21 protein-coding genes and 1 pseudogene are annotated in these 23,884 nt (G+C 42.4%); 20 read left to right on the top strand and 2 right to left on the bottom strand.

All coding sequences use genetic code 11. The features are described 5' to 3' along the window. Positions 1–6 precede the first annotated feature (6 nt). From V1497_RS13640 to uvrC, 9 genes and pseudogenes are all read left to right on the top strand, one after another. Positions 7–1,197, top strand: coding sequence for a hypothetical protein (locus tag V1497_RS13640; protein ID WP_349408082.1), 1,191 nt, complete (start codon positions 7–9; stop codon positions 1,195–1,197). Between the two features lie 207 nt (positions 1,198–1,404). Further along, positions 1,405–2,349 carry a GDP-mannose 4,6-dehydratase gene (locus V1497_RS13635; RefSeq protein WP_349408081.1) on the top strand — a complete coding sequence of 315 codons (945 nt, stop codon included), beginning with the start codon at positions 1,405–1,407 and terminating at the stop codon, positions 2,347–2,349. Beyond that, on the top strand, positions 2,346–3,263 hold the full coding sequence (locus tag V1497_RS13630; protein ID WP_349408080.1) for a lysylphosphatidylglycerol synthase transmembrane domain-containing protein: 918 nt from the start codon (positions 2,346–2,348) through the stop codon (positions 3,261–3,263). Before V1497_RS13635 ends, V1497_RS13630 begins: the two co-directional genes overlap by 4 nt. Further along, positions 3,260–4,774 carry an ectonucleotide pyrophosphatase/phosphodiesterase gene (locus V1497_RS13625; protein WP_349408079.1) on the top strand — a complete coding sequence of 505 codons (1,515 nt, stop codon included), beginning with the start codon at positions 3,260–3,262 and terminating at the stop codon, positions 4,772–4,774. Before V1497_RS13630 ends, V1497_RS13625 begins: the two co-directional genes overlap by 4 nt. Further along, positions 4,737–5,466 (top strand): annotated as a pseudogene (locus V1497_RS13620) (glycosyltransferase family 2 protein). Before V1497_RS13625 ends, V1497_RS13620 begins: the two are co-directional and overlap by 38 nt. Before the next feature lie 57 nt (positions 5,467–5,523). Continuing rightward, positions 5,524–6,264, top strand: a complete 741-nt coding sequence (locus V1497_RS13615) for a hypothetical protein (protein ID WP_349408078.1) — start codon at positions 5,524–5,526, stop codon at positions 6,262–6,264. A gap of 29 nt (positions 6,265–6,293) precedes the next feature. Next, positions 6,294–7,256, top strand: coding sequence for an FTR1 family iron permease (locus tag V1497_RS13610; protein ID WP_349408077.1), 963 nt, complete (start codon positions 6,294–6,296; stop codon positions 7,254–7,256). A 310-nt stretch (positions 7,257–7,566) separates the two neighbouring features. Next, positions 7,567–9,027, top strand: coding sequence for a hypothetical protein (locus V1497_RS13605; protein ID WP_349408076.1), 1,461 nt, complete (start codon positions 7,567–7,569; stop codon positions 9,025–9,027). A gap of 17 nt (positions 9,028–9,044) precedes the next feature. Beyond that, positions 9,045–10,838, top strand: coding sequence for an excinuclease ABC subunit UvrC (uvrC, locus tag V1497_RS13600; RefSeq protein WP_349408075.1), 1,794 nt, complete (start codon positions 9,045–9,047; stop codon positions 10,836–10,838). A gap of 78 nt (positions 10,839–10,916) precedes the next feature. Here the strand turns inward: uvrC and V1497_RS13595 are convergent, their stop codons facing one another. Beyond that, positions 10,917–11,396: a YslB family protein gene (locus V1497_RS13595; protein WP_349408074.1), complete on the bottom strand. Its 480-nt coding sequence runs from the start codon at positions 11,394–11,396 to the stop codon at positions 10,917–10,919. Between the two features lie 356 nt (positions 11,397–11,752). Here V1497_RS13595 and V1497_RS13590 point away from each other — a divergent pair, with 356 nt between their 5' ends. The 11 genes from V1497_RS13590 (at position 11,753) to racE (ending at position 22,930) form a co-directional block, all read left to right on the top strand. Further along, on the top strand, positions 11,753–12,406 hold the full coding sequence (locus V1497_RS13590; RefSeq protein WP_349408073.1) for a succinate dehydrogenase cytochrome b558 subunit: 654 nt from the start codon (positions 11,753–11,755) through the stop codon (positions 12,404–12,406). Between the two features lie 13 nt (positions 12,407–12,419). Beyond that, positions 12,420–14,180 carry a succinate dehydrogenase flavoprotein subunit gene (gene sdhA / locus V1497_RS13585; RefSeq protein WP_349408072.1) on the top strand — a complete coding sequence of 587 codons (1,761 nt, stop codon included), beginning with the start codon at positions 12,420–12,422 and terminating at the stop codon, positions 14,178–14,180. Positions 14,181–14,185: 5 nt separating this feature from the next. Then, positions 14,186–14,950, top strand: coding sequence for a succinate dehydrogenase iron-sulfur subunit (gene sdhB, locus V1497_RS13580; protein WP_349408071.1), 765 nt, complete (start codon positions 14,186–14,188; stop codon positions 14,948–14,950). Between the two features lie 85 nt (positions 14,951–15,035). After that, the gene (locus V1497_RS13575) at positions 15,036–15,503 is read left to right on the top strand and encodes an acyl-CoA thioesterase (RefSeq protein ID WP_414703645.1); all 468 of its coding nucleotides are present in this window, start codon (positions 15,036–15,038) and stop codon (positions 15,501–15,503) included. A gap of 115 nt (positions 15,504–15,618) precedes the next feature. Continuing rightward, positions 15,619–15,843 (top strand): helix-turn-helix domain-containing protein, encoded by a 225-nt coding sequence (locus tag V1497_RS13570; RefSeq protein ID WP_221566329.1) that lies wholly within the window; start codon positions 15,619–15,621, stop codon positions 15,841–15,843. A 463-nt stretch (positions 15,844–16,306) separates the two neighbouring features. Further along, the gene (gene glcT, locus V1497_RS13565; protein ID WP_349408069.1) at positions 16,307–17,146 is read left to right on the top strand and encodes a glucose PTS transporter transcription antiterminator GlcT; all 840 of its coding nucleotides are present in this window, start codon (positions 16,307–16,309) and stop codon (positions 17,144–17,146) included. Positions 17,147–17,354: 208 nt separating this feature from the next. Beyond that, positions 17,355–19,433, top strand: a complete 2,079-nt coding sequence (ptsG, locus tag V1497_RS13560) for a glucose-specific PTS transporter subunit IIBC (protein ID WP_349408068.1) — start codon at positions 17,355–17,357, stop codon at positions 19,431–19,433. Positions 19,434–19,448: 15 nt separating this feature from the next. Continuing rightward, positions 19,449–19,715 carry a phosphocarrier protein HPr gene (locus tag V1497_RS13555; RefSeq protein WP_349408067.1) on the top strand — a complete coding sequence of 89 codons (267 nt, stop codon included), beginning with the start codon at positions 19,449–19,451 and terminating at the stop codon, positions 19,713–19,715. Next, the gene (gene ptsP / locus V1497_RS13550; RefSeq protein WP_349408066.1) at positions 19,715–21,433 is read left to right on the top strand and encodes a phosphoenolpyruvate--protein phosphotransferase; all 1,719 of its coding nucleotides are present in this window, start codon (positions 19,715–19,717) and stop codon (positions 21,431–21,433) included. The genes V1497_RS13555 and ptsP overlap by 1 nt, the downstream gene beginning before the upstream one ends. Positions 21,434–21,692: 259 nt before the next feature. Beyond that, a complete protein-coding gene (locus V1497_RS13545; protein ID WP_349410823.1) occupies positions 21,693–22,109 on the top strand; it encodes a MarR family transcriptional regulator in 417 nt (138 codons plus the stop codon). Between the two features lie 68 nt (positions 22,110–22,177). Further along, positions 22,178–22,930 carry a glutamate racemase gene (gene racE, locus V1497_RS13540; protein ID WP_349410822.1) on the top strand — a complete coding sequence of 251 codons (753 nt, stop codon included), beginning with the start codon at positions 22,178–22,180 and terminating at the stop codon, positions 22,928–22,930. A 45-nt stretch (positions 22,931–22,975) separates the two neighbouring features. Here racE and V1497_RS13535 read toward each other — a convergent pair whose 3' ends face one another. Further along, entirely contained in the window at positions 22,976–23,683 is a 708-nt protein-coding gene (locus V1497_RS13535) for a peptidase E (RefSeq protein ID WP_349408065.1), read from the bottom strand. Positions 23,684–23,884 lie beyond the last annotated feature (201 nt).

Below are 23,884 nucleotides of genomic sequence, written 5' to 3'. Positions count from 1 at the left end.
CAGAATATGTCAAAGAAATTCAAATTATTTACAAGTGGCTTCCTAGCCTTAAGCTTGATGCTTTCAGCTTGCGGACAAGATGCTGAAAAAGAAGATAATAAGCAAGCAGAAGAGAACAAGAATGAAAATAACGAACAGGTCGAAAATGATACAGCTGAAAAATCTGCATCTGAACAGATTGCTGCAATGGTCGAATCTTATAAAACTGGTACAGATGAATTAGCAAAAGCAAAAGAAGATAAAGAAGTCGATTACGACAAGGTCACTGAGCTTTACAAGAATGACCTGCAAGCTCTAGTGAAAAAGCGTGATGGTGAATTTGAAACGTCAATGGACCAACAAATCACTACAGCATTAGAGGCTGGTAAATCAGGTGATCTTGATGGATATGTTGTCAAGCAAATTTTTGATAAATTGATGCAAAAAGCCTTCTTCGATACAATGCGTCACGAATTCATTGAAATCAAAGAGCATTGGGGAGAGAAGGAAGAAGTGAAGGAAGAGCTTGAAGAAGCGAAAGCATTTTACGCTGCTCTAGAAGGAACCGTTCAAAAACGTGATTCAGCTTACTCCACAAAGATGGCAGAAAAGATCCAAGGTGGATTTGCAGAAATGGAAAAAGCTGTGGAGAACGACGATGAATTGGCATTCCAACTTGGGAAGCAAGTCGTTGACAAGACGTTGATGCGTACATTCTACCTAGCAGCAGGTGCTGACCCACATGGTTATGCATTCAAAGCAGCAAAAGAAGCGAAGGAAAATCCTGAAGAGGCTCGCGTAGAGCAAGCAGAAGGTTGGGCATTCTATCAATCCATCAAATCCTACCTAGAAAAATATGCAACGGAAGAAGCAGAATTGATCGAATCCCAATTCAACCTTGAAAGTGATGTTACCGCACTGGATCCTGAAGCAATCAACGATGCATTCGTCAGCGGATTCTCTAAGGTAGCCCTTCACGAATATGAAGAGAGCCAAGAGTATTGGGGCGAAGATAAGTCAATGATCACAGCTCTTGAAGGTGCATTGTTCATCGAGATTCTTGAAACGGATCTTAAAGCAGACTTAGGTGAAGAGAAATACAATGAACTTCATAAGCAAGCTGAAGATTACATTGCTGCTGTAGAAGCAGATGATCAAGAAAAAGCGAAAGAAATCCTTTCTTCTATCGAAGAAACATTGAACGGTCTAACGAAATAAGACCATTATGAAAATGTAATCGAGCTTAAAATAGGGCTTACTCACAAGTGTCGGACACGCTGTCATCTAAGGGGATCTGCTTAGATGACAGACGCTGTCGGCACTTTCGTTATGTTGAGCACTTTCAATATTTCAATTAACTGAAGGTATACTATAATGGTACAGTATGAATTTTTAGCAGAATGATATAGAAAGTTGTTGAGTTAGTTGAGGATTGCAATTACAGGGGGAGCAGGCTTTATCGGGAGTCATCTCAGCAGAAGATTAATCGATGACTTACACGACGTTACCATCATTGATAACCTGGATCCCTATTATTCGATTGAACGAAAACAAATGCATTTGCAGGAAATAAAGAAAAGCGGAACCTATACATTTTTGAATGTAGACGTAAGGGATGAGAATGCGGTGATGGAAGTATTTAAGCATCATACCTTTGACACAGTGGTTCATCTGGCAGCATTACCCGGTGTGTCCTATTCTGTTGAGAAACCGCTCCCTTATCTGGACTATGATATTAAAGCTACCGTTAACGTCCTTAAGGCTTCCGGGGAAAATGGTGTCAAGCATGTCCTATTCGCCTCCTCCTCATCTGTTTATGGAAATATAGAATCGGGAGCCTTCCATGAAAGGATGAAAATCGGTGAAGTCGAGTCGCCATATGCTGCCGCAAAAGCCGGGGCTGAATCCTTCTGTCATGCATTCCATAAGCTATATGGTTTCAGGCTTTCTATCCTTAGACTGTTTACCGTTTATGGTCCTTGGGGGAGGCCGGATATGGCGATACCAAAATTCACAGAACGTTTGTTGGCGCAGCAGCCTATCGAAATTTTCAGTATGGAAAGTGCTCGGGATTACACCTATATCGATGATTGTATAGAGGGAATCATGCGAACGCTTACTTCCGACCATGCTTATGACACTTTCAATATAGGTTCTGGAAACCCTGTATCGATGAAGGAACTTCTATCTGTGTTCAAAAGCCATTTTCCAGACATGGAAGTCATCGAACGCCCTTGGCGAAAAGGAGATGTGAAGATGACTTGGGCTGATTTGTCTCATGCACGTGCGAAATTGGATTACGTTCCGAAAATCGGTATTGAAGAGGGAATTGGACGGACCATCCAGTGGGCCCGGTCGATTAATCGATGAGTCGTTCATTGAAGCTATTCTTCAGAGTATCGTTCCTCCTCTTGTTCATAACGGTTTCAATTTGGGTTATAGATTTGGAAGACATGAGGGCTGCTGTCATTCCTTCATTCCACTGGATGACTGTTATCATGATAACGGTCGTCTATTGTCTTGCATTTGTGTTACGTGCAATTGCTTGGCGACTCTCATTAATGGATACGATTTCGTTGAAGTGGGGGATGATTGGTATCTTTTATAGCTTTGTCATGAATCACATCCTTCCCATTAAAGCCGGTGATTTGATTCGTGCCGGAGTGGTTACCACACATCATGATATAACCTATAGACAGTCTTTATTTTCTGTTGTTGCTTTACGTAGCTTGGACCTGATCATCCTAGGGAGCATTGCTCTTTTTGGCGCATTTTATTTTGGCTATCATATCTCCAGCCTGATTTTCTTCTTAATTGTTGCCTGCTTAGGAATCGGAATGTGGTTTGCGTGGATTTACCGATCTCGTTTCATTTGGATCAGGAAAGGCATTGACCACTTGATCCAATTAGGGTGGAGAAGGTCATTGCTCATTATTAGTATTTCAGGCATGAGCTGGATATTGGAAGGTATCGTCCTGTATGAAGTATCGAACCTATTCTCAGAAGGACTATCTTTTTTCAAAAGTGTATGGGCGAATAGTGTGACCATCGCTGGTCAAGTATTCCATTTCACTCCCGGAGGGTTGGGGACGTATGAAAGCGTGATGACTGGTGTGCTTCTCTTCCTCGGTATCAGCCTGAAGACGGGATATACGTTAGCACTTCTAACTCATCTGTATAAATTCATCCTGTCATTCATCATAGGGATCATTCTTGTCATCTGGACCCCGATTCCTTGGGCTTCTCTAAAGGGATGGATACGAAAGAAAGGAGAACACTCATGAAAAAGGCATCAAGGTTTGAAAAAATTGCGGCGCGGTGTTGGAATTTATTAAACGAGGGTAAACCGTTCACCCCAATATTCGTATTAGGGACACTCCTTCTTTACAACCTACCATCGTGGTCAGACGTAAACTTCTGGATTCAAGGCTCCATAAGTCTATTGCTGACAATTCCTTTATTGGTTCTATTTTTCCGTTACGATTTTCCGTTGATGTTACGTAATTATTTATGGATTCCGATGGTTATTTTTGTTGTGATTTGGCCGGCTTTGAATGTTCCCCTTCTGTTATTTGCAACTGGGCTTTATTTCTTTTTCACCGTTTTTTTCTGGGGAACCTTCTATTATCATTTGCGGATCGGGACGAGTTGGTTGAATTTCACCCGTTTCTGGAAATTAGTATTGAAAAACAGTGATTCGACGAGTGGAAATGCCCAGGAACAATTACCGAAAATCGCTTTGATTCTATCCTTTTGGAATTTGATGTATCAATCGATTGATCGCTCTGGACCAATCGATTTGCAGGGGTTTGCTGCTCCAGCGATATTCCTGATCGGTTTATGGCTGTTCACCTTAGTATTACACCGTAATTTGTTCGACTGGAAACCGAAAATGTATGAATCGTATACTCATGAAAACGAACCGGAAAGCAATGGTTTGTCGGACAAGGTGATTGTCATTGTCATTGACGGGATGAGAAAGGAACGGTTCTATGAAGCGAATACACCGTTCTTGGATAAGCTACGAAAAGAAGGAACCGAATTCACGCAGATGGAAACCGTGTATCCGGCTCGGACAGTCGTATGTTTCACCTCAATGTTTACTGGTACTTACCCTTATGAACATGGAATCACGTCAAATATGGTATGGAAACTCGGAATTAAGGTGGAAAGCATTTTTGATTCATTAAGGAAGATCGGAAAGAAAGGGCGGTTGTTAGGGATTGCCCACCTGGTCGACTCACTTGGGAAAGATGTCGATACAGTAACCGCTGTTATGCATAATGATCTCGCTGATCGTAATATCATTGAACGCTCGAAGAAGATCATGAAAGACGAGGATCCGGATCTGTTTATCACCCAATTGATCGGTACGGATCAAACGGGTCATTCCCAAGGCGTTTTCTATGATGAATATATCCAAAAAATCGAAGAGGCCGATCAATTGGTGGAAGAGTTTGTCACGTTCTTGGAGACAGAAGGGAAAATGGAGAACACAACCTTGATGATTTGTGCGGACCATGGTCAAGCAGATGGTATCGGAGGACATGGTCATCTGGATGAAGGTGAACGTTTCGTCCCATTCTTCATGTGGGGTCCTCATGTACAGTCGGGTAGGGTTGTCGAAGACCGGGAATCGTTAGTATCTGTAGCCCCTACTATCGCTCATTTATTAGGAGCACCATTCCCTAGTCATAGCAGAGGAAAAGTTTTGAGAAAAGGGCTGAAGCAGACATCAAAAGAAAAGAGGGAGCATCTTGAAGAAAATCATCGTATTTTTACCAGCACACAATGAAGAAAAATCGATTGAAGAGGTCATCAATCGTATCCCTCGTGAATTTCATCAAGGTAGAAGTGTTGATTATTGATGATGGATCTACGGATCGTACCGTAGAAATAGCAAAATCTGCAGGAGCGGATCATATCCGCTCCTTCAAACAGAATCAGGGCTTAGGAGCAGCTGTACGTGAAGGATTGGCCGTTTCAGCGAAGCTTGGAGGAGACATCAACGTAATGATTGACGCCGATAACGAGTACCCTGCCGATCAGATTCCAGAGCTGGTTTCTCCAATCATAGAAGGAAAAGCAGACTATGTGATGGGATCACGGTTTATGGGTACGATAAAGGGGATGAAATTACACAGAAGACTAGGGAACTATGTTTTCACTTTACTTCAATCCATTCTCCTTAGACGTTGGATCTATGATGGACAATCCGGCATGCGGGCATTCTCCAGGAAAGCAACGGTCGAGGCAGAAATCATTCATGACTATAATTATGCCCAAGTTTTGACCTTGAATCTGGTCCGTAAAGGCTTTCGAATGAAAGAGATTCCGATCCGTTATCAGGTTCGTACAAAAGGCCAATCCTTCATCAAGTTCAAAGCGTACATGTCATCAGTCCTCCCAGCGATTTATAAGGAAATGAAAAGAAAACCAATTCGAAAGACCTATGAAAACGAGCTAACTGAAAATCAATATCAATAATTCTATTGACTTTTATCCTGATAATGATTATCATTTACGATGAAGGGAAGATTCATAATGCACAAATTCGTTCAAGCGATACTAGCGATTGCAATACTGATGATGATACCAATGGATGCCATGGCTTATTCATATGGTGATCCTAGTGAAGAACCCGTTGCAATTGCTTATGAAGAAATCGTCGGTTATTTGAATGACGATCAAATTGGAAAAGCAGAAGAAGTGTTCGGGACGATAGAAGAAGAAGTTCGGTTGCACATGGGCGATGAAGTCGTCAAGGATGTAGAGAAAGCATTCGAAGATGAAGATAAAGAGACGATTATCGAGCATATGCAAACTGTACTCGTATTGAACATTTCAAGACGTCTGAATGCCATTGAAGAAAAGTTTGATGAAGTTGATAAAAATAAAGTCTTACTGGCTAAAGCCAATGCTACATATAAAGCTCTATCACCTACGATCCAGAATGAGAATGCCGAGATGGACGCAGAACTTAAGGATGAATTCGAGAAGGCATTGAAAGCTCTTGGAAATCCTGGATTGTTCGGTGTAGGTGAACAAGAATCGGATGAGAATGCTTTCACAGAAAGCAAAGAAACAATACTTGAAGATCTGAAGCAGTTCTTCGATCTGGAAAGTGTGGAGGTCGGCCATTACGCCAGTGAGGGGATCGATGAAGATACAAGTCAGAATACAGAGACTTGGACGGATTACGCCCAGTTGAAAAACTGGCTTCCGATCTTGATACTCTTAATCATCATTGTTGGAGTCATCGTGTACGTTCGTAGAAAAAGATAGCAAGTCGAAGTGAGGCAGGGGGAGACAACATGGCGAGTTTAGAAATCCAAGCATTATTGATAACATTTCGTGAAGCACTAGAAGCATTACTCATTGTGGGGATCATTACAACTTATCTAAAACGCATCAAGCGTCCGGAATTTACGAAATATGTTTGGCTCGGTGTCGGTCTTGCAATTTTGGCAAGTTTCGGTGCAGCGTTATTATTCCAAGTGGTATTCACAGGGTTTGCTGCGATGGGCAGTGAAATGTATTTGAAAATTTCAATTATGTTGATTTCATCCGTTCTCTTGACCCAAATGGTATTCTGGATGGCAAAGCACAGCCGGAACCTGAAGGGTGAGATGGAATCGAAACTGGATGGATATCTGACGGCAGGTAACGTCATCGGCATGGTTTTCCACACGTTCCTTGTTGTGTTAAGAGAAGGAATCGAAACAGTCTTCTTCTTCGCTGCTATAACAGGAGGGAATATTGAGAAAGCAATAACCGGATGGGGAGCAATCTCCGGTGTTCTTATCGCAATCGTGGTTTGTCATCTCTTCTTCAAAGGAACAATGCGTGTACCATTGAAAACATTCTTCAAGGTAACTGGAGCGTTCATCGTCGTTGTCGCTGCTGGCTTACTTGTCCAGGCAATTTCGATGATGCAGGACTTGAAGATCATCGGAAGTATCATGCCTCATGCGTATAACTTGACGAGCATCTTGCCTGAACATCCGATCGATTATGCACACTATTTAAGGGATTACGGTGTAGCGCCTCTCTTATCAGGTGAAATCGGCATATTCTTGAAAGCCTTATTCGGATATTCCTCGATGCCTTCCATCGAAGAAATCTTGGCTTACATCGGATATTTCGTGGTCATCTACTTGCTTGTAAAAGACAGCAGTAAAGAGCCTAACACTCAAAAATCAACGGCTGAATCCCAAAAGGAAACAGCAAACTCGTATCGCAAAAAAGCTCCAGGCGTAACATCCGTAAACACATAATAGTTGGAAAGTACAAGACGTTTACAATGTGTAATCGTCTTGTTTTCTTATTTATAAGGCTATTGCAAATAGTAGCGTAAGGCGGCGATTCCAGCGGGAAAAGCAACAGCTGAAGACCCCGCAGAACGAGGCATTAAGGATCTTCGACTAAAAACCACCACGTCCTATGGTGAACGTCGAAGTCACCACATCCTGTGGAAGTTGTGTGGCTGAAGCGTTGCCCGCGGAAAGCGTCCGTCTGAAGCTGGTCAATTCAACATCATTCTTTAACAAAGACATTTATAAAAATACGTTTTTAGGTGACTTGAATATGAAATGGACAAAAGCCAGGTCTTATATCCTCCTTGGGATATTTGGACTGATCCTGATTATAATCCGTATACGATATGCGAGCCCGTACGCTTCCACCTGGGACATGGTTGACTTCAGTCTTGCGCTGGATCGTTTTGACTTGTTCATGATGCAGCCCCATTTCCCGGGATATCCCTATTTCATTTTATTTGCCATGTTCACCCATCTATGGATGTCCGATCCGGCACAAGCTTTGTCAGCAGTCGGGGCGATTCTGATCACTTCTGCACTTATACCCTCTTATCTGATTCTGAATAAGAGATTACCTGAATCATTCGCACTGATTGGAAGTCTGGTCCCCCAATCCTTGACCTATATATGGGTGATGTCTACTCAACCCATGAGCGAGGCATCTGCTGTCGGTATCTTCATCTGGTTTCTTTGGGGCGTGGATTGTGCTGTCCGAAAGCCTGATAAGCATGGATATGTGGTTTTCAGTTCATTTTTATTCAGCCTGCTGATGGGTATCAGGGTGTCGTATTTTCCGTTGGGAATTGTGTTGATACCTTTGTGGTGGAAGCGTTGGCGCCAGTTGAAAAGAAAATCGATTGTATGGATGGACCTCCTTCTCTTCACTTTCTTCCAGTTTTTATGGGTTCTCGGATTGATACTCAGTACCGGAGGATTTGGAGCCTTTGTTGAACTGTCCATTTCATTTATAAATGGTCATTTTCAGGATTGGGGTGGGACAGCCCTTACGAGTGAAAGGTCATTGGTTGAACGTCTTTTCCAATTGGTTTTCAACAATTTGCTTTGGGTAGGTGTTTTAGGTAAGTCGTTCTTGTCAGCGATCCTATTCATTGCGCTAATTGTCTTGGCAGGCTTGAATTTGGGCCGAATGACGCAAGCTCGATGGGTGGCAACACTACTCCTTCTTACTTATCTTTTATGGGCATGGATCGGTCAAAATATTGAGAAACCACGTCATATCTTACCTCTTATTCCATTATTGTTGTTCATCCTGCTTGATTCAGGTTTACAAGGAAAGCGACGTACCTGGAATAGATTGTTTATACTAACACTTGTTCCCTTTATGATGTTACAATCGATTCAGGGAATTCTAGAGGTGAAACGAATCCAAGCAGAGCGACCAGCATCCTACCAGTTGATTGACTATGTGGAAAATCAGGCCGGTCCAGTTGCGATCTATACGTGGGAAGAGGAAAGGGTCATGGACTACTTGGATGCTCCTTTTTACTATAAAAAGTTATACAGCTACTCGAAATTTAAAGAAGAGATTAGTCAGTTGGACCAACATCGAATCCTTATAACGGATCGAGTCCTGAAAGGGTTTGAAAAACAAGGAATCGATGTTTCAGCTCATGTTACACGAGTGGCATCTTTCCAATCAAACGGATTTGTCGATCCGATTTATAATCAGATAAAGCTTTACGAATGGGGTAGGGCCAACACTCCTTGAAAAGGAGGGAGAACTTGATGCAAGAAAGATTGAAACAAAAACTATCTGTCCTGCCGAACCAGCCTGGGTGTTATTTGATGAAAGGGCGTAACGGAACGATCATTTATGTAGGAAAAGCAAAGAATCTAAGAAATCGGGTCCGTTCTTATTTCACTGGATCCCATGATGGGAAAACCCAGCGGCTGGTGTTGGAAATTCAGGATTTTGAATACATTGTCACATCTTCCGACCTGGAAGCACTCGTCCTTGAAATGAACCTGATCAAGAAGCATGATCCTAGATATAACGTCATGCTGAAGGACGATAAGAGTTACCCGTATATTAAGATCACAAATGAAAAGCACCCTCGTTTGATCACAACGCGTAATGTAAAAAAGGGCAGTGGAAAATACTTCGGTCCTTATCCAAATGCCTATGCTGCGAATGAAACGAAAAAGCTGCTTGACCGGATCTATCCATTGCGAAAGTGTAAGACACTCCCTGACAGAGTTTGTTTGTATTATCACATGGGTCAATGTCTCGCGCCTTGTGTGTATGATGTCACCGAGGAACAGAACCGCAAAATGGTGGAGGGGATCGTCCGATTCCTGAATGGGGGACATCAGGAAGTCAAGAAAGATCTCAAGGCGAAAATGGAAAAGGCCGCTGAGGAGCTTGAATTCGAAAGGGCCCAAGAGCTTCGTGATCAAATTCGTCACATTGAATCTGTCATGGAACAACAGAAGATGGTCCATACCGATCAAAAGGATCGGGATGTTTTCGGTTACCATGTTGATAAAGGATGGATGTGTGTCCAGGTCTTTTTTGTCCGCCAAGGGAAGCTGATTGAAAGGGACGTTTCGCTCTTTCCGGTATACGGGGATGCAGAAGAAGAGTTCCTTTCCTTCATTGGTCAGTTTTATCTACAAAAGAACCATATCATGCCGAAGGAGATTTTTGTCCCGAAGCATGTAGAACGGGAATTGTTAGAAAAGCTTCTGAAAGTGCCCGTTTCTCAACCTCAAAGAGGTAAGAAAAAAGACCTTGTCAACTTGGCCACTAAGAATGCAAAGATTGCATTGAGTGAAAAATTCGAACTGATACAACGTGATGAAGAACGGACAATCAATGCGGTTGAAAATCTTGGTGATCAGCTCGGTATTGCAACGCCGCACCGTATTGAAGCATTCGATAACTCCAATATCCAGGGAACGAACCCTGTTTCAGCGATGGTCGTCTTTACAGATGGTAAGCCTGACAAAAAGCAATATCGAAAATACAAAATCAAAACGGTCGAGGGTCCGGATGATTATGCTTCAATGCGGGAAGTGACAAGAAGACGGTATACACGAGTCCTGAAAGAGGACCTTCCCTTGCCGGATCTTATCATCATTGATGGAGGAAAAGGGCAAATCAGTGCCGCAGTTGATGTATTGGAGAATGAACTTGGTCTTTCGGTACCCGTTTGTGGATTAGTGAAGGACGAGAAGCATAATACGGCCCAATTGATGATGGGTGACCCGCCAAAAATCGTCCCACTTTCAAGGAAGAGCCAGGAATTTTACCTTCTGCAACGAATTCAAGATGAAGTTCACCGTTTCGCGATCACCTTCCATCGTCAAGTACGTGAAAAAGGAATGATCCAATCCAGCTTGGACAGCATTCCGGGGATAGGAGAAAAACGAAGGAAAGCATTGCTTCGTCATTTTGGATCGTTCAAACGGATAAAAGAAGCCTCCGTCTCTGAGCTGAGAGATGCGAACATCCCTCAATCCATCGCTGAGAACATCGTTTCTTATTTTACGGATCAAGAAAAGCAGAAAGAGGAATAAGCTATAAATGAAGGTCCCAGCAATGCGAAAAAAACCGTTCAACATGAACGGTTTTTTTGTATCTTACTCGTATGTAATTTATGATGAAGCGGATGACTCTTCCTGGTCGGTTTTTACTTCATCTTTTCGATCCCATTGGACATTAAAGATAATTTTGTCGACTTTTCCCCGTTTGATTTCCTCAAAGGATTCTGCAATCTTTTCTTTTTTCCTTTGGATCTGTTCAGCCAGGAATCCGGCCTCTAATTGGAAGGAATCATGCTTTCGTTGTGATAACAGTTGTGAGATCCTTTCAGATGTCAGTTCAAAGGTGATCGACTTTGCGGTTTCCTCCTTTAACTTGAGTTCACCGAAGTTGGCAGCCGCAAAAAATTGAACCAATTCCTCATTTGAATCCATTGGATATTTACGTGCAAGTGACCTTCCTGCCCAATATAATAGACTGCTGTCCTCTTTACCTAACAAATCCGGTAATAGGACGTCCCGCAGTAATTCATAGCCAAATAGATATGCTTCTTTTTCACTCGGTTGCGGAAGGATGCTTTTGTCTTTTTTCATGTCATCTCTCCTTTCCTTCCTACATCATTATTATTTTATTATAGCTTATTCTGAGAAATCTCCAAACCAATTCGACGAGATCGAGAGGACTTTTTTCAGCTTATCTGATTTCTCCAATCCAGTGTGCGCTTCCAACTTTCCCGTTTTAAAAGGAAGGGCTTTCAGGTTCAAGAACTTTCAGAAATCCAAATGTATTCGTTTTCTTGACGGTCCCAATTGATGGGAGTACAATATACATGTTATCAATTCTTGTCGGAGCTTGTCTCTGATAGGCGATTTATACCTGAGCGCATGATCGGAATTTTTGAAATGAAATTTTTTGCAGCGGCAACACTTATCTAAAAGGGGGCGTAGACATGGCACAAAATAAGGATTTTGCTTTAAGAAGACTACATTCATTACTTGGTGTCATACCAATTGGTCTATACTTAGTTCAACACTTGACCGTAAACCACTTTGCGACTAGAGGTCGTGAAGAGTTCAATGCTGCAGCACACTTTATGGAGACACTTCCATTTCGTTATTTTCTTGAAATCTTCATTATTTTCCTACCGATCATCTTTCATGCTGTTTTCGGTCTGTACATAACTTTTCAGGCGCGAAATAATGTGAACCGCTACGGTTACTTCCGTAACTGGATGTTCATGCTTCAGCGTGTAACAGGGATCATCACGCTTATTTTCATTTCATGGCACGTATGGGAAACACGTGTCCAAGCTGCTTTCGGAGCAGAAGTGAACTTTAATATGATGGAAGAAATCCTGGATAACCCGATCATGATAGGATTCTATGTGGTTGGAGTCTTGTCCACTGTATTCCATTTCTCAAATGGATTATGGTCATTCTTTGTCAGCTGGGGACTTGCTGTATCTCCTCGTTCACAAAAGATTCTTACCTACGTAACTGTGGGTATCTTCTTTGCAGTGTCTATTATCGGAATGCGTTCAATCTTCGCATTCGTTTATCCAGAATGGTTTGCTTCTCTAGCGACAAACCTACCAATTTTATAAGGAGTGAGTCACGATGAGCAAAGGTAATATCATAATTGTTGGTGGTGGATTGGCAGGTTTGATGGCTGCAATCAAGTCCGCCGAAGCAGGAATGCACGTTGATCTGTTCTCACTCGTTCCAGTTAAACGTTCTCACTCCGTTTGTGCACAAGGTGGAATAAACGGAGCTGTTAATACGAAAGGTGAAGGGGATTCTCCTTGGGAACATTTCGATGATACAGTTTACGGAGGAGACTTCCTTGCCAATCAACCTCCAGTAAAAGCAATGTGTGATGCTGCACCAGGCATCATCCACTTGTTGGATCGTATGGGTGTCATGTTCAACCGGACACCAGAAGGATTGTTGGACTTCCGTCGTTTCGGAGGTACTCAGCACCATAGAACAGCCTTTGCTGGGGCGACTACTGGTCAGCAATTGCTTTATGCACTAGATGAACAAGTCCGCCGTTATGAAGTTCAAGGACTTGTTACGAAATATGAAGGATGGGACTTCCAATCTGCGGTTCTTGACGATGATCATGTCTGCCGTGGAATTGTAGCCCAGAACTTGAAGACCTCTGAAATCCAAAGCTTCAAATCCGATGCCGTCATCATGGCGACTGGCGGACCGGGAGTTATTTTCGGTAAGTCTACAAACTCTGTTATTAATACAGGAGCAGCAGCTGCAGCTTTATATCAACAAGGTGTCCATTATGCAAATGGTGAGTTCATTCAAATTCACCCGACTGCAATTCCAGGGGACGACAAGCTTCGTCTCATGAGTGAGTCTGCACGTGGTGAAGGTGGACGAGTCTGGACGTATAAGGACGGTAAGCCATGGTATTTCCTTGAGGAAAAATATCCTGCTTACGGAAACCTTGTACCACGTGATATCGCTACACGTGAAATCTTTGATGTGTGTGTCAGACAAAAGCTTGGAATCAATGGGGAGAACATGGTATACCTTGATCTTTCCCACAAAGATCCGAAGGAATTGGATATCAAGCTTGGCGGTATCATCGAGATCTATGAGAAATTCATGGGAGATGACCCTCGTAAAGTACCAATGAAGATCTTCCCTGCAGTCCACTATTCTATGGGTGGCATGTGGGTCGATTATGATCAAATGACAAATATTCCTGGACTCTTCGCTGCTGGAGAGTGTGATTATTCACAACACGGTGCAAACCGTCTAGGTGCGAACTCCTTGCTTTCTTCTATTTTCGGTGGAATGGTTGCAGGTCCTAAGGCAGCTGAATACATCAACGGATTAGAAAAGACGACTGAAGATATTTCTTCAACTGTCTATGAACGTCAAGTGAAGAAAGAACAAGACCACTTAGAACAGATCATGAAAATGGACGGCTCCGAAAACGCCTACCAGCTTCATAAAGAGCTTGGTGAATGGATGACGGCGAACGTAACCGTTGTCCGTCATAATGATAAGTTGAAAGAGACGGATGAGAAGATTGTTGAATTGATGGAACGTTATAAAGACATCAACATCAACGATACGTCCAAGTGGAGTAACCAGGGTGTATCTTTCACTCGTCAGTTGTGGCACATGCTTCAATTAGCACGAGTCATCACATTAGGTGCTTTGAACCGTAACGAAAGCCGCGGTGCTCACTATAAGCCGGACTTCCCTGATCGTAACGATGAAGAATGGTTGAAGACGACGAAAGCGATCTTCAATGCAGAGAAGAATGGTCCAGACTTTGAGTATGAAGATGTCGATACGTCGCTCATCGAACCTCGTAAGCGTGACTACTCTAAGAAGAAGGGAGCGAAATAATAATCATGGCTGAAGAGACGAAAATGATTCAATTTATTATCAAACGTCAGGATAACCCTGACTCGGCAGCTTATGATGAAAAATTTGAAATCCCTTATCGACCGAATATGAACGTCATTTCGGCTTTAATGGAAATTCGCCGAAACCCTGTGAATAGTAAAGGTGAAAAAACAACGCCAATCACATGGGAAATGGGATGTCTAGAGGAAGTATGCGGAGCTTGCTCCATGGTGATTAACGGGAAACCACGTCAATCCTGTACTGCTCTTGTCGATCAGTTGGAACAACCCATCCGCCTCGAGCCCATGTCTACATTCCCTGTAGTCCGTGACCTGCAAGTCGACCGTAGTCGTATGTTTGATGCCTTGAAGAAAGTAAAGGCATGGATTCCGATTGATGGAACGTATGATCTTGGTCCAGGACCACGTATGCCTGAAACAAAGCGTCAATGGGCATATGAATTATCGAAATGTATGACTTGTGGTGTTTGTTTGGAAGCATGTCCGAACGTCAATGACAAGTCTGACTTCATCGGGCCAGCTCCATTATCCCAAGTTCGTCTATTCAATGCGCACCCAACAGGTGAGATGAATAAGGCAGAACGTTTAGAAGCATTGATGGGAGACGGAGGACTCGCATCATGTGGTAACTCACAAAACTGTGTTCAATCATGTCCGAAAGGAATTCCGTTGACGACATCGATTGCGGCATTGAACCGTGATACAACATTGCAGTCATTCCGAAGCTTCTTCGGATCGGATGCACAATAAATACCTCAATGACAAGGACTGACACGAACGTGCCTCAGTCCTTGTTTTTTATATCCTATTTTCAAATACATGGAGGCTGATGATGATGAAGAACATCGAATACATACAAGATTGGACCAGCTGGTCGAAAGAATTCCACTTCCACACGACCACACGGGTACGATTTTCAGAAGTGGATCCCTTCAATCATTTGAATAACACGGTACCTTTCATCTATTTTGAGGATGTACGGATCCAACTGTTCAAAGAACTCGGATTCATGCAGCAATGGGGAAGACCAGACAGCGGAACGATTCCGGTGGTGGCAGATTTGCAGTGTAATTATTTGAAGCAGGTGTTTTTTGATGAGGAGTTGAAGCTCTTTGCAAAAATCGCACATATTGGAACGACCTCCATCGATCTCCACTACAAGGCCGAAAATGAAAATGGGGAGCCGGTATTTGTGGGAAGAGGAAGGATTGTTCACATAGATAAAGCCCAAGGCGCCCCTGTAAAGTGGACAGAAGAAATGATTGATCAAATGGAAAGGCTACGAAATTCAGTGAATATCTGAATTATTTTCAACGTGGCAAGTCACGACCAATTTCATCCCTTCATATGATATGTTGACTAAATATCTTTTCTGCATGACCGCAGCTCGTTAGCCCATGCAAGGAGGGGTGAAATCATTGAAAGATAAACACTACCGACCGAAGCCTCTACTTACAAAAAGGGAGAGAGAAGTATTCGAACTTCTTGTTCAAGACAAGACAACCAGGGAGATTGCAGAACAACTTTTCATTAGTGAAAAAACAGTTCGAAATCACATTTCCAATACGATGCAAAAATTAGGTGTCAAGGGGCGCTCCCAGGCTGTCGTCGAGCTACTGCGGCTTGGCGAGTTGGAAATTTAGAGGTTTGCGGCTTTCAATAGGTTGAAAGCCGCTCTTTTTTTTGGAGAACCTTGATAGCGCGTATGAAGATCAAAATGAAGGAAGTTAGCGGAGAAAAGACCTTCATAAGGCCGATGAAGATCAAAATGAAGGAAGATAGCGGTTGAAAAGACCTTCATAAGGCCGATGAAGATCAAAACAAAGGAAGAAAGCGAGCGAAAAGACCTTCATACGGCTGATGAAGATCAAAATGAGTTCAGATTGCGGTCGAAAAGACCTTCATAACGCCGATGAAGGACAAACCACATGAAAAAGCATCGCAAATGTCTTTCATCCCCCTGATGAAGGACAATCCTCCACAAATCAGCACCCCAAGTGTCCTTCAGTTCCGATTACTTTCAGCATAAAAGTTGACGATTGCGAACAGATTCGGTATGATGTTGACGTTTCGCCAAGGTTTTACCATTGAAAGGAATGGCGTGTTATGGAAACACGATATCAAATACTCAAAATCTTAAATAATAATGTCGTCATTGCTGAAGGGATGGACAGCCAGGAGACAGTATTGATCGGCAAGGGGATCGGTTTCTCAAAGAAACCAGGAGATGAGCTGGAAGAACAGAGGGTAGACAAGCTCTACATACTGAAGGATAAGGAAAAACAACAGCAATATAAACAGCTCTTGACCCAGATTGATGAGTCCATTGTCCTGGTCATGAATGACATTATCGAATATAGTGAGAAAAAGCTGGATGTCAAATTCAATGAACATATCCATATCGCCCTTACTGACCATATCGCCTTTGCGATAAAGCGCATCAAGCAGGGGATGGATATCGTCAATCCGTTCTCAGAAGAGACGAGACTGATGTATCCGAAGGAATACGCCGTTGCTCAGGAGGTTGTCGAGATCCTCCGTAAACAGACGGACGTTTCCCTGCCTGATGGAGAAATCGGATTCATTGCGTTGCATCTTCATAGTGCCACATCCAATCAATCCTTATCTAAACTGAACAGTTATTCGCATCTTATCAATCAATTGCTTCAAATTATCGAGCAGCAACTGGAAATGAACATTGATAAAGAGAGCATTGATTATATGAGGCTGATTCAGCATCTGAGAAGAGCCATAGACCGATTGGAAAGTGGTGAGCAGGTAGGAAATCAAGAACGGTTAGCAAAAGTATTGAAAGAAGAATACCCTTTATGCTACAATACTGCTTGGAAACTGATGAAAGTCATGCAGCATTCGTTAGGCAAGAAAGCAGATGAGGCGGAAGCCGTTTATCTAACGATGCATTTGCAAAGGCTTTCACCTCAATAATTTAAGAGTACGTATCCTTTACGTGTTACTGATTCGATCAGGCATGAGTGAAGAAGTTTATGAAATGCAGAAGATAGAGAAACCTACCTTTAGCTGTATTTCATTCTTTACTCATGCTTTTTTATATTGTTTTAAACCATACGTTGGACCAATATGAAAACGTATTCTTATTTATTGGAGCAAACATATTTAATTGGAGGTAAAAGAAATGCAAAAAGCATTCGGGACTTTACAAAAGGTCGGTAAAGCATTAATGCTACCGGTTGCAATCTTACCAGCAGCGGGTCTACTTCTCGCATTCGGTAATGCATTGCAAAATCCCACATTACTTAAGCTTGCGCCATTCTTGGAAAATGACGCAATTGTACTAATTGCATCGGTAATGGAATCGGCCGGTGGAATTATTTTTGGTAACCTTGCGCTCTTGTTTGCAGTTGGGGTTGCAATTGGATTAGCTGGCGGTGACGGTGTTGCTGGATTAGCTGCTACAGTAGGGTTCCTCATTATGAACGTGACTATGAGTGTCATAGTAGGGTTGGAAATTCCTGATGTGACTGGAGATAATGTCGACCCTGCCTATGCACTTGTCCTAGGTATACCGACATTACAGACCGGGGTATTCGGAGGTATTATCCTCGGTATCGTAGCCGCTTATATGTATAATCGGTTTTATAACATTGAACTTCCTTCTTACTTAGGCTTTTTCGCAGGGAAGCGTTTCGTTCCGATTGCGACAGCAGCAAGTGCGGTCATTCTCGGAATCATCATGACGTTCGTATGGCCACCAGTGCAGGATGGCTTGAATGCATTTTCACAAAACATGGTTCACGCGAACCTTGCGCTTTCTGCGTTTGTATTCGGTGTCATTGAACGTGCATTGATTCCGTTTGGATTGCACCATATTTTCTATGCACCATTCTGGTTTGAATTCGGTACGTATACGAATGAAGCTGGAGAGCTCGTTCGGGGAGACCAACGTATCTTTTTTGAACAAATTAAGGATGGCGTTCAAAATCTGACTGCAGGTACTTTCATGACAGGTAAATTCCCGTTCATGATGTTCGGTTTACCAGCAGCAGCCTTGGCAATCTATCACGAAGCACGTCCGGAACGTAAGAAAGTGGTTGCAGGGATCATGGCTTCCGCAGCCCTTACATCTTTCTTGACAGGTATTACAGAACCGATTGAATTCTCATTCTTATTCGTTGCTCCTGTATTGTTTGGAATTCATACAATCTTTGCAGGCTTATCGTTTATGACGATGCATCTTCTTGACGTAAAAATCGGTATGACTTTCTCTGGTGGATTGATTGATTACCTGTTGTTCGGTGTGCTGAATGCACAGACAAACTGGTGGCTCGTCATTCCAGTAGGATTAGTCTTCGCCGTCATCTATTACTTCGGATTCCGCTTTGCGATTCGCAAGTTCAACTTGATGACACCAGGACGTGAAGACGTTGAGGATGATGATGAAGATGGGTCCCCAGCTGGACAAGCGGATGAACTACCATACAACATCCTAGAAGGACTTGGTGGACAAGATAACATCTCACACTTGGATGCATGCATCACACGTCTACGTGTTTCCGTCAACGATGTGAAGAAAGTTGATAAGAACCGTCTGAAAAAATTAGGTGCATCCGGAGTACTAGAAGTAGGGAACAATATTCAAGCAATCTTTGGACCGAGATCCGACTCCATAAAATCACAAATGCAAGATATCATGAAAGGGAAGCATCCACGAAAAGTGGAGGTTGATCCTGAAGAAGAAGTGCAAGAACAAATTGAAGATGTTAATCCTGATTCTTTGAAAGGAGATGTTGATATGAATAACTATTCTATTTACTCACCAATCAAAGGTAAGTTAATGCCAATTACAGAAGTACCTGATGAAGTGTTTGCAGGTAAGATGATGGGGGATGGATTCGCAATCGAACCAACCGATGGCACTGTGGTTGCACCAGCTGACGCCAAAGTGATGAATGTCTTCCCGACTAAACATGCGATTGGACTAGAAACAAAAGATGGTAGAGAAATCTTAATCCACTTCGGCATCGATACGGTCAACCTGAAGGGTGAAGGCTTCGAAGTATTGGTTGAACAAGGTGATGAAGTGAAGCAAGGTCAAGAGCTCATGAAAGCTGATCTTGACTACATTGCTAAGCATGCAAAATCAACAATTACACCGATCGTGTTTACAAATCTTCAGGATGGAGAAAAAGTTAAAATAGAGAAATCTGGATCTGTAGACCACGGTGAAGAAAACATCATTTCAATTGAAAAATAGAAAGGAAGATGAAAAATGGCAGAGAAAACTTTTACAGTAACAAGCGAATCAGGAATTCACGCAAGACCAGCAACGACATTGGTGAATAAAGCAGGTCAATTCAGCTCTGATATTGAACTTGAGCACAAAGGAAAATCCGTTAACTTGAAATCGATCATGGGCGTCATGTCTTTAGGTATTCAACAAGGATCTGAAATTACAATCAAAGCAGAAGGTAACGATGCTGATGAAGCGTTGTCTGCATTAACAGAATTACTGAAACAGGAAGGATTAGCTGAGTAATGAGTAAACGCATTACGGGGATCGGCGCTTCAGCAGGAATTGCGATCGCCAAAGCGTTCAAGCTTGAGAATCCTGTACTGGACGTCGAAAAGAAAAAGATTGAGAACCCAGCAGATGAAGTTGAACGTTTTGATGCAGCCATTGCAAAATCCAAAGAAGAGCTTGAAGCGATCAAAACTCACGCTGAAAAGGAGCTTGGAGAAGATAAGGCAGCAATCTTTGCTGCCCATCTTCTTGTTCTTCAAGATCCTGAATTGATCGATAATGTAAAAGGTAAAATCAATGAAGAAAATGTAAATGCAGAAAGCGCTTTGGATGATGTGACGAGCATGTTCATATCCATGTTTGAAAATATGGATAATGAGTATATGAAGGAAAGAGCAGCAGATATCCGGGACGTACGAAAGCGTATCCTGGCCCACCTTATGGGTATCGAATTCAAGACTCCATCAATGATAACGGACGAAGTGATCATCCTTGCAGATGATTTAACTCCTTCTGATACAGCACAATTGAATCGCAAATTTGTAAAAGGATTTGCAACAGATATCGGAGGGCGTACATCGCATTCCGCCATCATGGCAAGATCGATGGAAATCCCATCCGTCGTAGGGACGAAGACGATTACGGAATCTGTTGATAACGGTACGATGATCATTATCGATGGAATCGACGGTGAAGTGATCATTGATCCGACTGAAGATGAGCTTGCGAAGTATGTACGAAAACAAGAGAGATACGAAGAGCAGAAGAAGGAATGGGCTAAACTTGTCAATGAACGCACTGTAACGGCAGATGAGGTTCATGTTGAGTTAGCAGCGAATATTGGAACGCCAAAGGATCTTCCTGGAGTGCTTAATAATGGCGCAGAAGGAATTGGTCTTTACCGTACTGAGTTCCTATACATGAACCGTGACCAACTCCCAACTGAGGAAGAACAATTCGAGGCTTATAAGGAAGTACTCTCGAAAATGGAAGGGAAGCCGGTCGTCATCCGTACTTTAGATGTCGGCGGGGACAAGGAGCTTCCATATTTGGACCTTCCGAAGGAGCTGAATCCTTTCCTAGGTTACCGTGCAATCCGACTATGTCTCGATCAACAAGACATCTTCCGTACACAGCTCCGTGCGTTATTACGCGCAAGCTCTTACGGTAACTTGAAGATCATGTTCCCGATGATTGCAACCCTTCAGGAATTCCTTCAGGCAAAAGAGATCCTCTTAGATGAAAAGGCTAAGCTCGTCGAACAGGGAACCGATGTTTCTGATGAAATCGAAATCGGCATGATGGTTGAAATTCCTTCAACAGCGGTAATGGCGGATATTTTCGCAAAGGAAGTGGATTTCTTCAGTATCGGCACGAACGACCTGATCCAATATACAATGGCAGCTGACCGTATGAACGAACAAGTGTCTTACTTGTATCAACCATATAATCCAGCCATTTTACGATTGGTTAAGAATGTTATTGATGCTGCCCATAAAGAAGGCAAATGGGCAGGTATGTGTGGAGAGATGGCCGGTGACGAAATCGCCATACCAATCCTTCTTGGACTCGGTCTGGACGAATTCAGCATGAGTGCCACATCCGTGCTTCCGGCGCGATCTCAGTTGCTCCAATTGGAGAAGGAAACGATTGCGAATCATGTAGATACGATCCTTCAGTTGGATTCTGATGAAAAAGTGAAAGACTATGTTCAAGAACATTTTCTAAAATAAAGAAAGTAGCCTGACTCGAAATTCGAGTCAGGCTTTTTTGATTCATTTTTGCAGAGATTAGGGACAGAAGGGCGGTTATTCGATCCCCCAAATAGTGTTTTTACAAGAATTGAGCACAAAACAATTCCATGAATCAACACGATAGTTGGAAACACAAATTAATAAGAGTTGAAAAAAAGTCGTAAACCAATCAAAATAGAAATAACAGTTTATTCAGGAGGTTACGTCTTTGCAATCAAAAGAAGTGAAGATCAACGAAATGGAAAAGGCATTACGAATGATTTCAGCTCATATAAAACAAAAAGGTAGAGAAATCCTCAATGATTTCTCCATAACACCACCGCAATTCGTGGCCCTGCAATGGTTATTTGAACAAAATGAAATGACAATCGGGGACCTGTCGAATAAAATGTACTTAGCATACAGTACGACCACCGATTTAATCGACCGTATGGAAAAAAACGGACTCGTAAGACGTATACGTGATCCTAAGGATCGCCGTGTCGTAAGAATACAGAAACTCGAAAAAGGGTACGAAATAATAGAAGAGGTCATCAAGCGTAGACAGAATTATCTCAAAGCTTTGACAGAGCAGCTTTCTGATGAAGAAATGGAAAGTCTGCACCAAAGCTTGCATCTTCTTTATGACAAGATGAATTCGGTTGAGACCAACTAGACCTACATAGAAATTGAGGGGTTCATTTGAAAAGACCGATAGGCATTATTGATTCTGGGGTTGGAGGAATGACGGTAGCGAGGGAAGTAATGCGACAGCTACCGAAAGAGAAAATCTTTTATTTGGGTGATACGGCACGCTGCCCATATGGCCCCCGCCCGTTGCAAGAAGTGAGGACATACACGTGGAACATGATCCACTATCTTCTTGAAAAGGATGTTAAACTTCTTGTTATTGCATGTAATACCGCTACGGCGGCTGTATTAGAAGAAGCACAAGAGAAGTTGGATATTCCTGTTGTAGGTGTCATCCATCCCGGAGCAAGAGCGGCGATTAAAGTGACCAACAACCGGCAAATCGGGGTCATCGGAACAGTTGGAACGATAAACAGTGGGGCATATGTGAATGCATTGCACAGCATAGATAGTAAAGTGACCGTGCATAGCCTTGCCTGTCCTGAATTTGTGCCGATTGTAGAAAATGGTATGATCCATGATCGAGATACGTTACGTATTGTCCATCAACGGTTAACGCCTTTGTTGGACTTACCTATTGATACGTTGATTCTTGGATGTACACATTACCCCATTCTTATGCCTTTGATCAAAAGGGTTATGGGCAAGGGTGTATCGATCATTTCTTCTGGCGAAGAAACGGCTCGTGAAGTAAGTACGATTCTCTATTATAATAACCTTTTGAATATAGGAGACCAGCTTCCGGAACATCGTTTCTATACGACTGGATCAAGCCGGATTTTCAATCGTCTCTCCAGAGAGTGGTTCGACCAAAGCGTCAAGTACATTGAACATATTAATCTATAAGGAAAAAGCTGATTCCAGTACCTCATTTACTCGACGAGGTCAGAATCAGCTTTTTACTGTTTTTAGGTATGTTGTATGTATCTCTTCTTCTATAACCCCATCATTATTACATCTAACAAAGTATGACCTTGCTTTTGGTCTTGAACTGACAGAGTGAAATCGAGATTCATCTATAAAATGCAGAGCTGCCCCATCATCTATTGCGTAATCTTCTTGCATTCTTCCATCTAGAATGAACTGATGATATGAGGGTTTCCTCTTTTCTTCTCCATCATAATGAGGACAATTACTTCCCTTCAAGAAGCCTAAACAATCTAGTTTATATAGAGGTGCATTTAATGGATCAGTTAATCCTTCCTCAAACCAACACATTGCACCTGCACTTAGACCAGAAAGAATAACGCCTTTTTCGTATGCCTTTTTCAACACTTTATCTAATCCCCACTCCTTCCATAAAAGAAGCATATTCCTTGTATTTCCTCCTCCAACATAAATAACGTCTTTCTCAAGTACAAACTTTTCCAAGTCATTGAATGTTGGCTCAAATAAGGACAAGTGGGAAGGCTGGCATGGAATCGTATTGAATGCTTTATAAAATCTTTCTATGTAATTGGTTTGGTCCCCGCTAGCTGTTGGAATAAAACATACCTTGGGAAGACTTTTATTGGTTTGTGCTAATACGTATTTATCGAGTAGAAGGTTTTCTGGTTCCATTGAAAAACCTCCTCCTCCCATTGCAATGATCTGTCTCATGCCTACTCTCCTTTAGCAGGGTATAGTTTTTTCACATCTTTATAGATTTGTCTACTATTTCGGACTGAAGATAACCATATTTTAACATGTCTGTAGGAAAGTTTGTGTAAAGACTGGTTTCATAATTGGGTTTAGAAAAAATCACAGCACTTTTCCCCCGATACCTACCTCGTCAACCAACAGTAATACATTTTTCCAAAT

Source organism: Pseudalkalibacillus sp. SCS-8 (genome assembly GCF_040126055.1).
GTDB classification, from domain to species: Bacteria; Bacillota; Bacilli; order Bacillales; family Fictibacillaceae; genus Pseudalkalibacillus; species Pseudalkalibacillus nanhaiensis.
The sequence above is the reverse complement of the archived record's forward strand: the minus strand, read 5'-3'. Positions and strand labels throughout refer to the sequence as shown.

Bases quoted from the DNA above. Each gene is read 5' to 3' on its own strand.
- V1497_RS13640 (WP_349408082.1), top strand. From the start codon at position 7: ATGTCAAAGAAATTCAAATTATTTACAAGTGGCTTCCTAGCCTTAAGC.
- V1497_RS13630 (WP_349408080.1), top strand. From the start codon at position 2,346: ATGAGTCGTTCATTGAAGCTATTCTTCAGAGTATCGTTCCTCCTCTTG.
- V1497_RS13625 (WP_349408079.1), top strand. From the start codon at position 3,260: ATGAAAAAGGCATCAAGGTTTGAAAAAATTGCGGCGCGGTGTTGGAAT.
- V1497_RS13615 (WP_349408078.1), top strand. From the start codon at position 5,524: ATGCACAAATTCGTTCAAGCGATACTAGCGATTGCAATACTGATGATG.
- V1497_RS13610 (WP_349408077.1), top strand. From the start codon at position 6,294: ATGGCGAGTTTAGAAATCCAAGCATTATTGATAACATTTCGTGAAGCA.
- V1497_RS13605 (WP_349408076.1), top strand. From the start codon at position 7,567: ATGAAATGGACAAAAGCCAGGTCTTATATCCTCCTTGGGATATTTGGA.
- uvrC (WP_349408075.1), top strand. From the start codon at position 9,045: ATGCAAGAAAGATTGAAACAAAAACTATCTGTCCTGCCGAACCAGCCT.
- V1497_RS13595 (WP_349408074.1), bottom strand. From the start codon at position 11,396: ATGAAAAAAGACAAAAGCATCCTTCCGCAACCGAGTGAAAAAGAAGCA.
- V1497_RS13590 (WP_349408073.1), top strand. From the start codon at position 11,753: ATGGCACAAAATAAGGATTTTGCTTTAAGAAGACTACATTCATTACTT.
- sdhA (WP_349408072.1), top strand. From the start codon at position 12,420: ATGAGCAAAGGTAATATCATAATTGTTGGTGGTGGATTGGCAGGTTTG.
- sdhB (WP_349408071.1), top strand. From the start codon at position 14,186: ATGGCTGAAGAGACGAAAATGATTCAATTTATTATCAAACGTCAGGAT.
- V1497_RS13575 (WP_414703645.1), top strand. From the start codon at position 15,036: ATGAAGAACATCGAATACATACAAGATTGGACCAGCTGGTCGAAAGAA.
- glcT (WP_349408069.1), top strand. From the start codon at position 16,307: ATGGAAACACGATATCAAATACTCAAAATCTTAAATAATAATGTCGTC.
- ptsG (WP_349408068.1), top strand. From the start codon at position 17,355: ATGCAAAAAGCATTCGGGACTTTACAAAAGGTCGGTAAAGCATTAATG.
- V1497_RS13555 (WP_349408067.1), top strand. From the start codon at position 19,449: ATGGCAGAGAAAACTTTTACAGTAACAAGCGAATCAGGAATTCACGCA.
- ptsP (WP_349408066.1), top strand. From the start codon at position 19,715: ATGAGTAAACGCATTACGGGGATCGGCGCTTCAGCAGGAATTGCGATC.
- V1497_RS13545 (WP_349410823.1), top strand. From the start codon at position 21,693: ATGGAAAAGGCATTACGAATGATTTCAGCTCATATAAAACAAAAAGGT.
- racE (WP_349410822.1), top strand. From the start codon at position 22,178: ATGACGGTAGCGAGGGAAGTAATGCGACAGCTACCGAAAGAGAAAATC.
- V1497_RS13535 (WP_349408065.1), bottom strand. From the start codon at position 23,683: ATGAGACAGATCATTGCAATGGGAGGAGGAGGTTTTTCAATGGAACCA.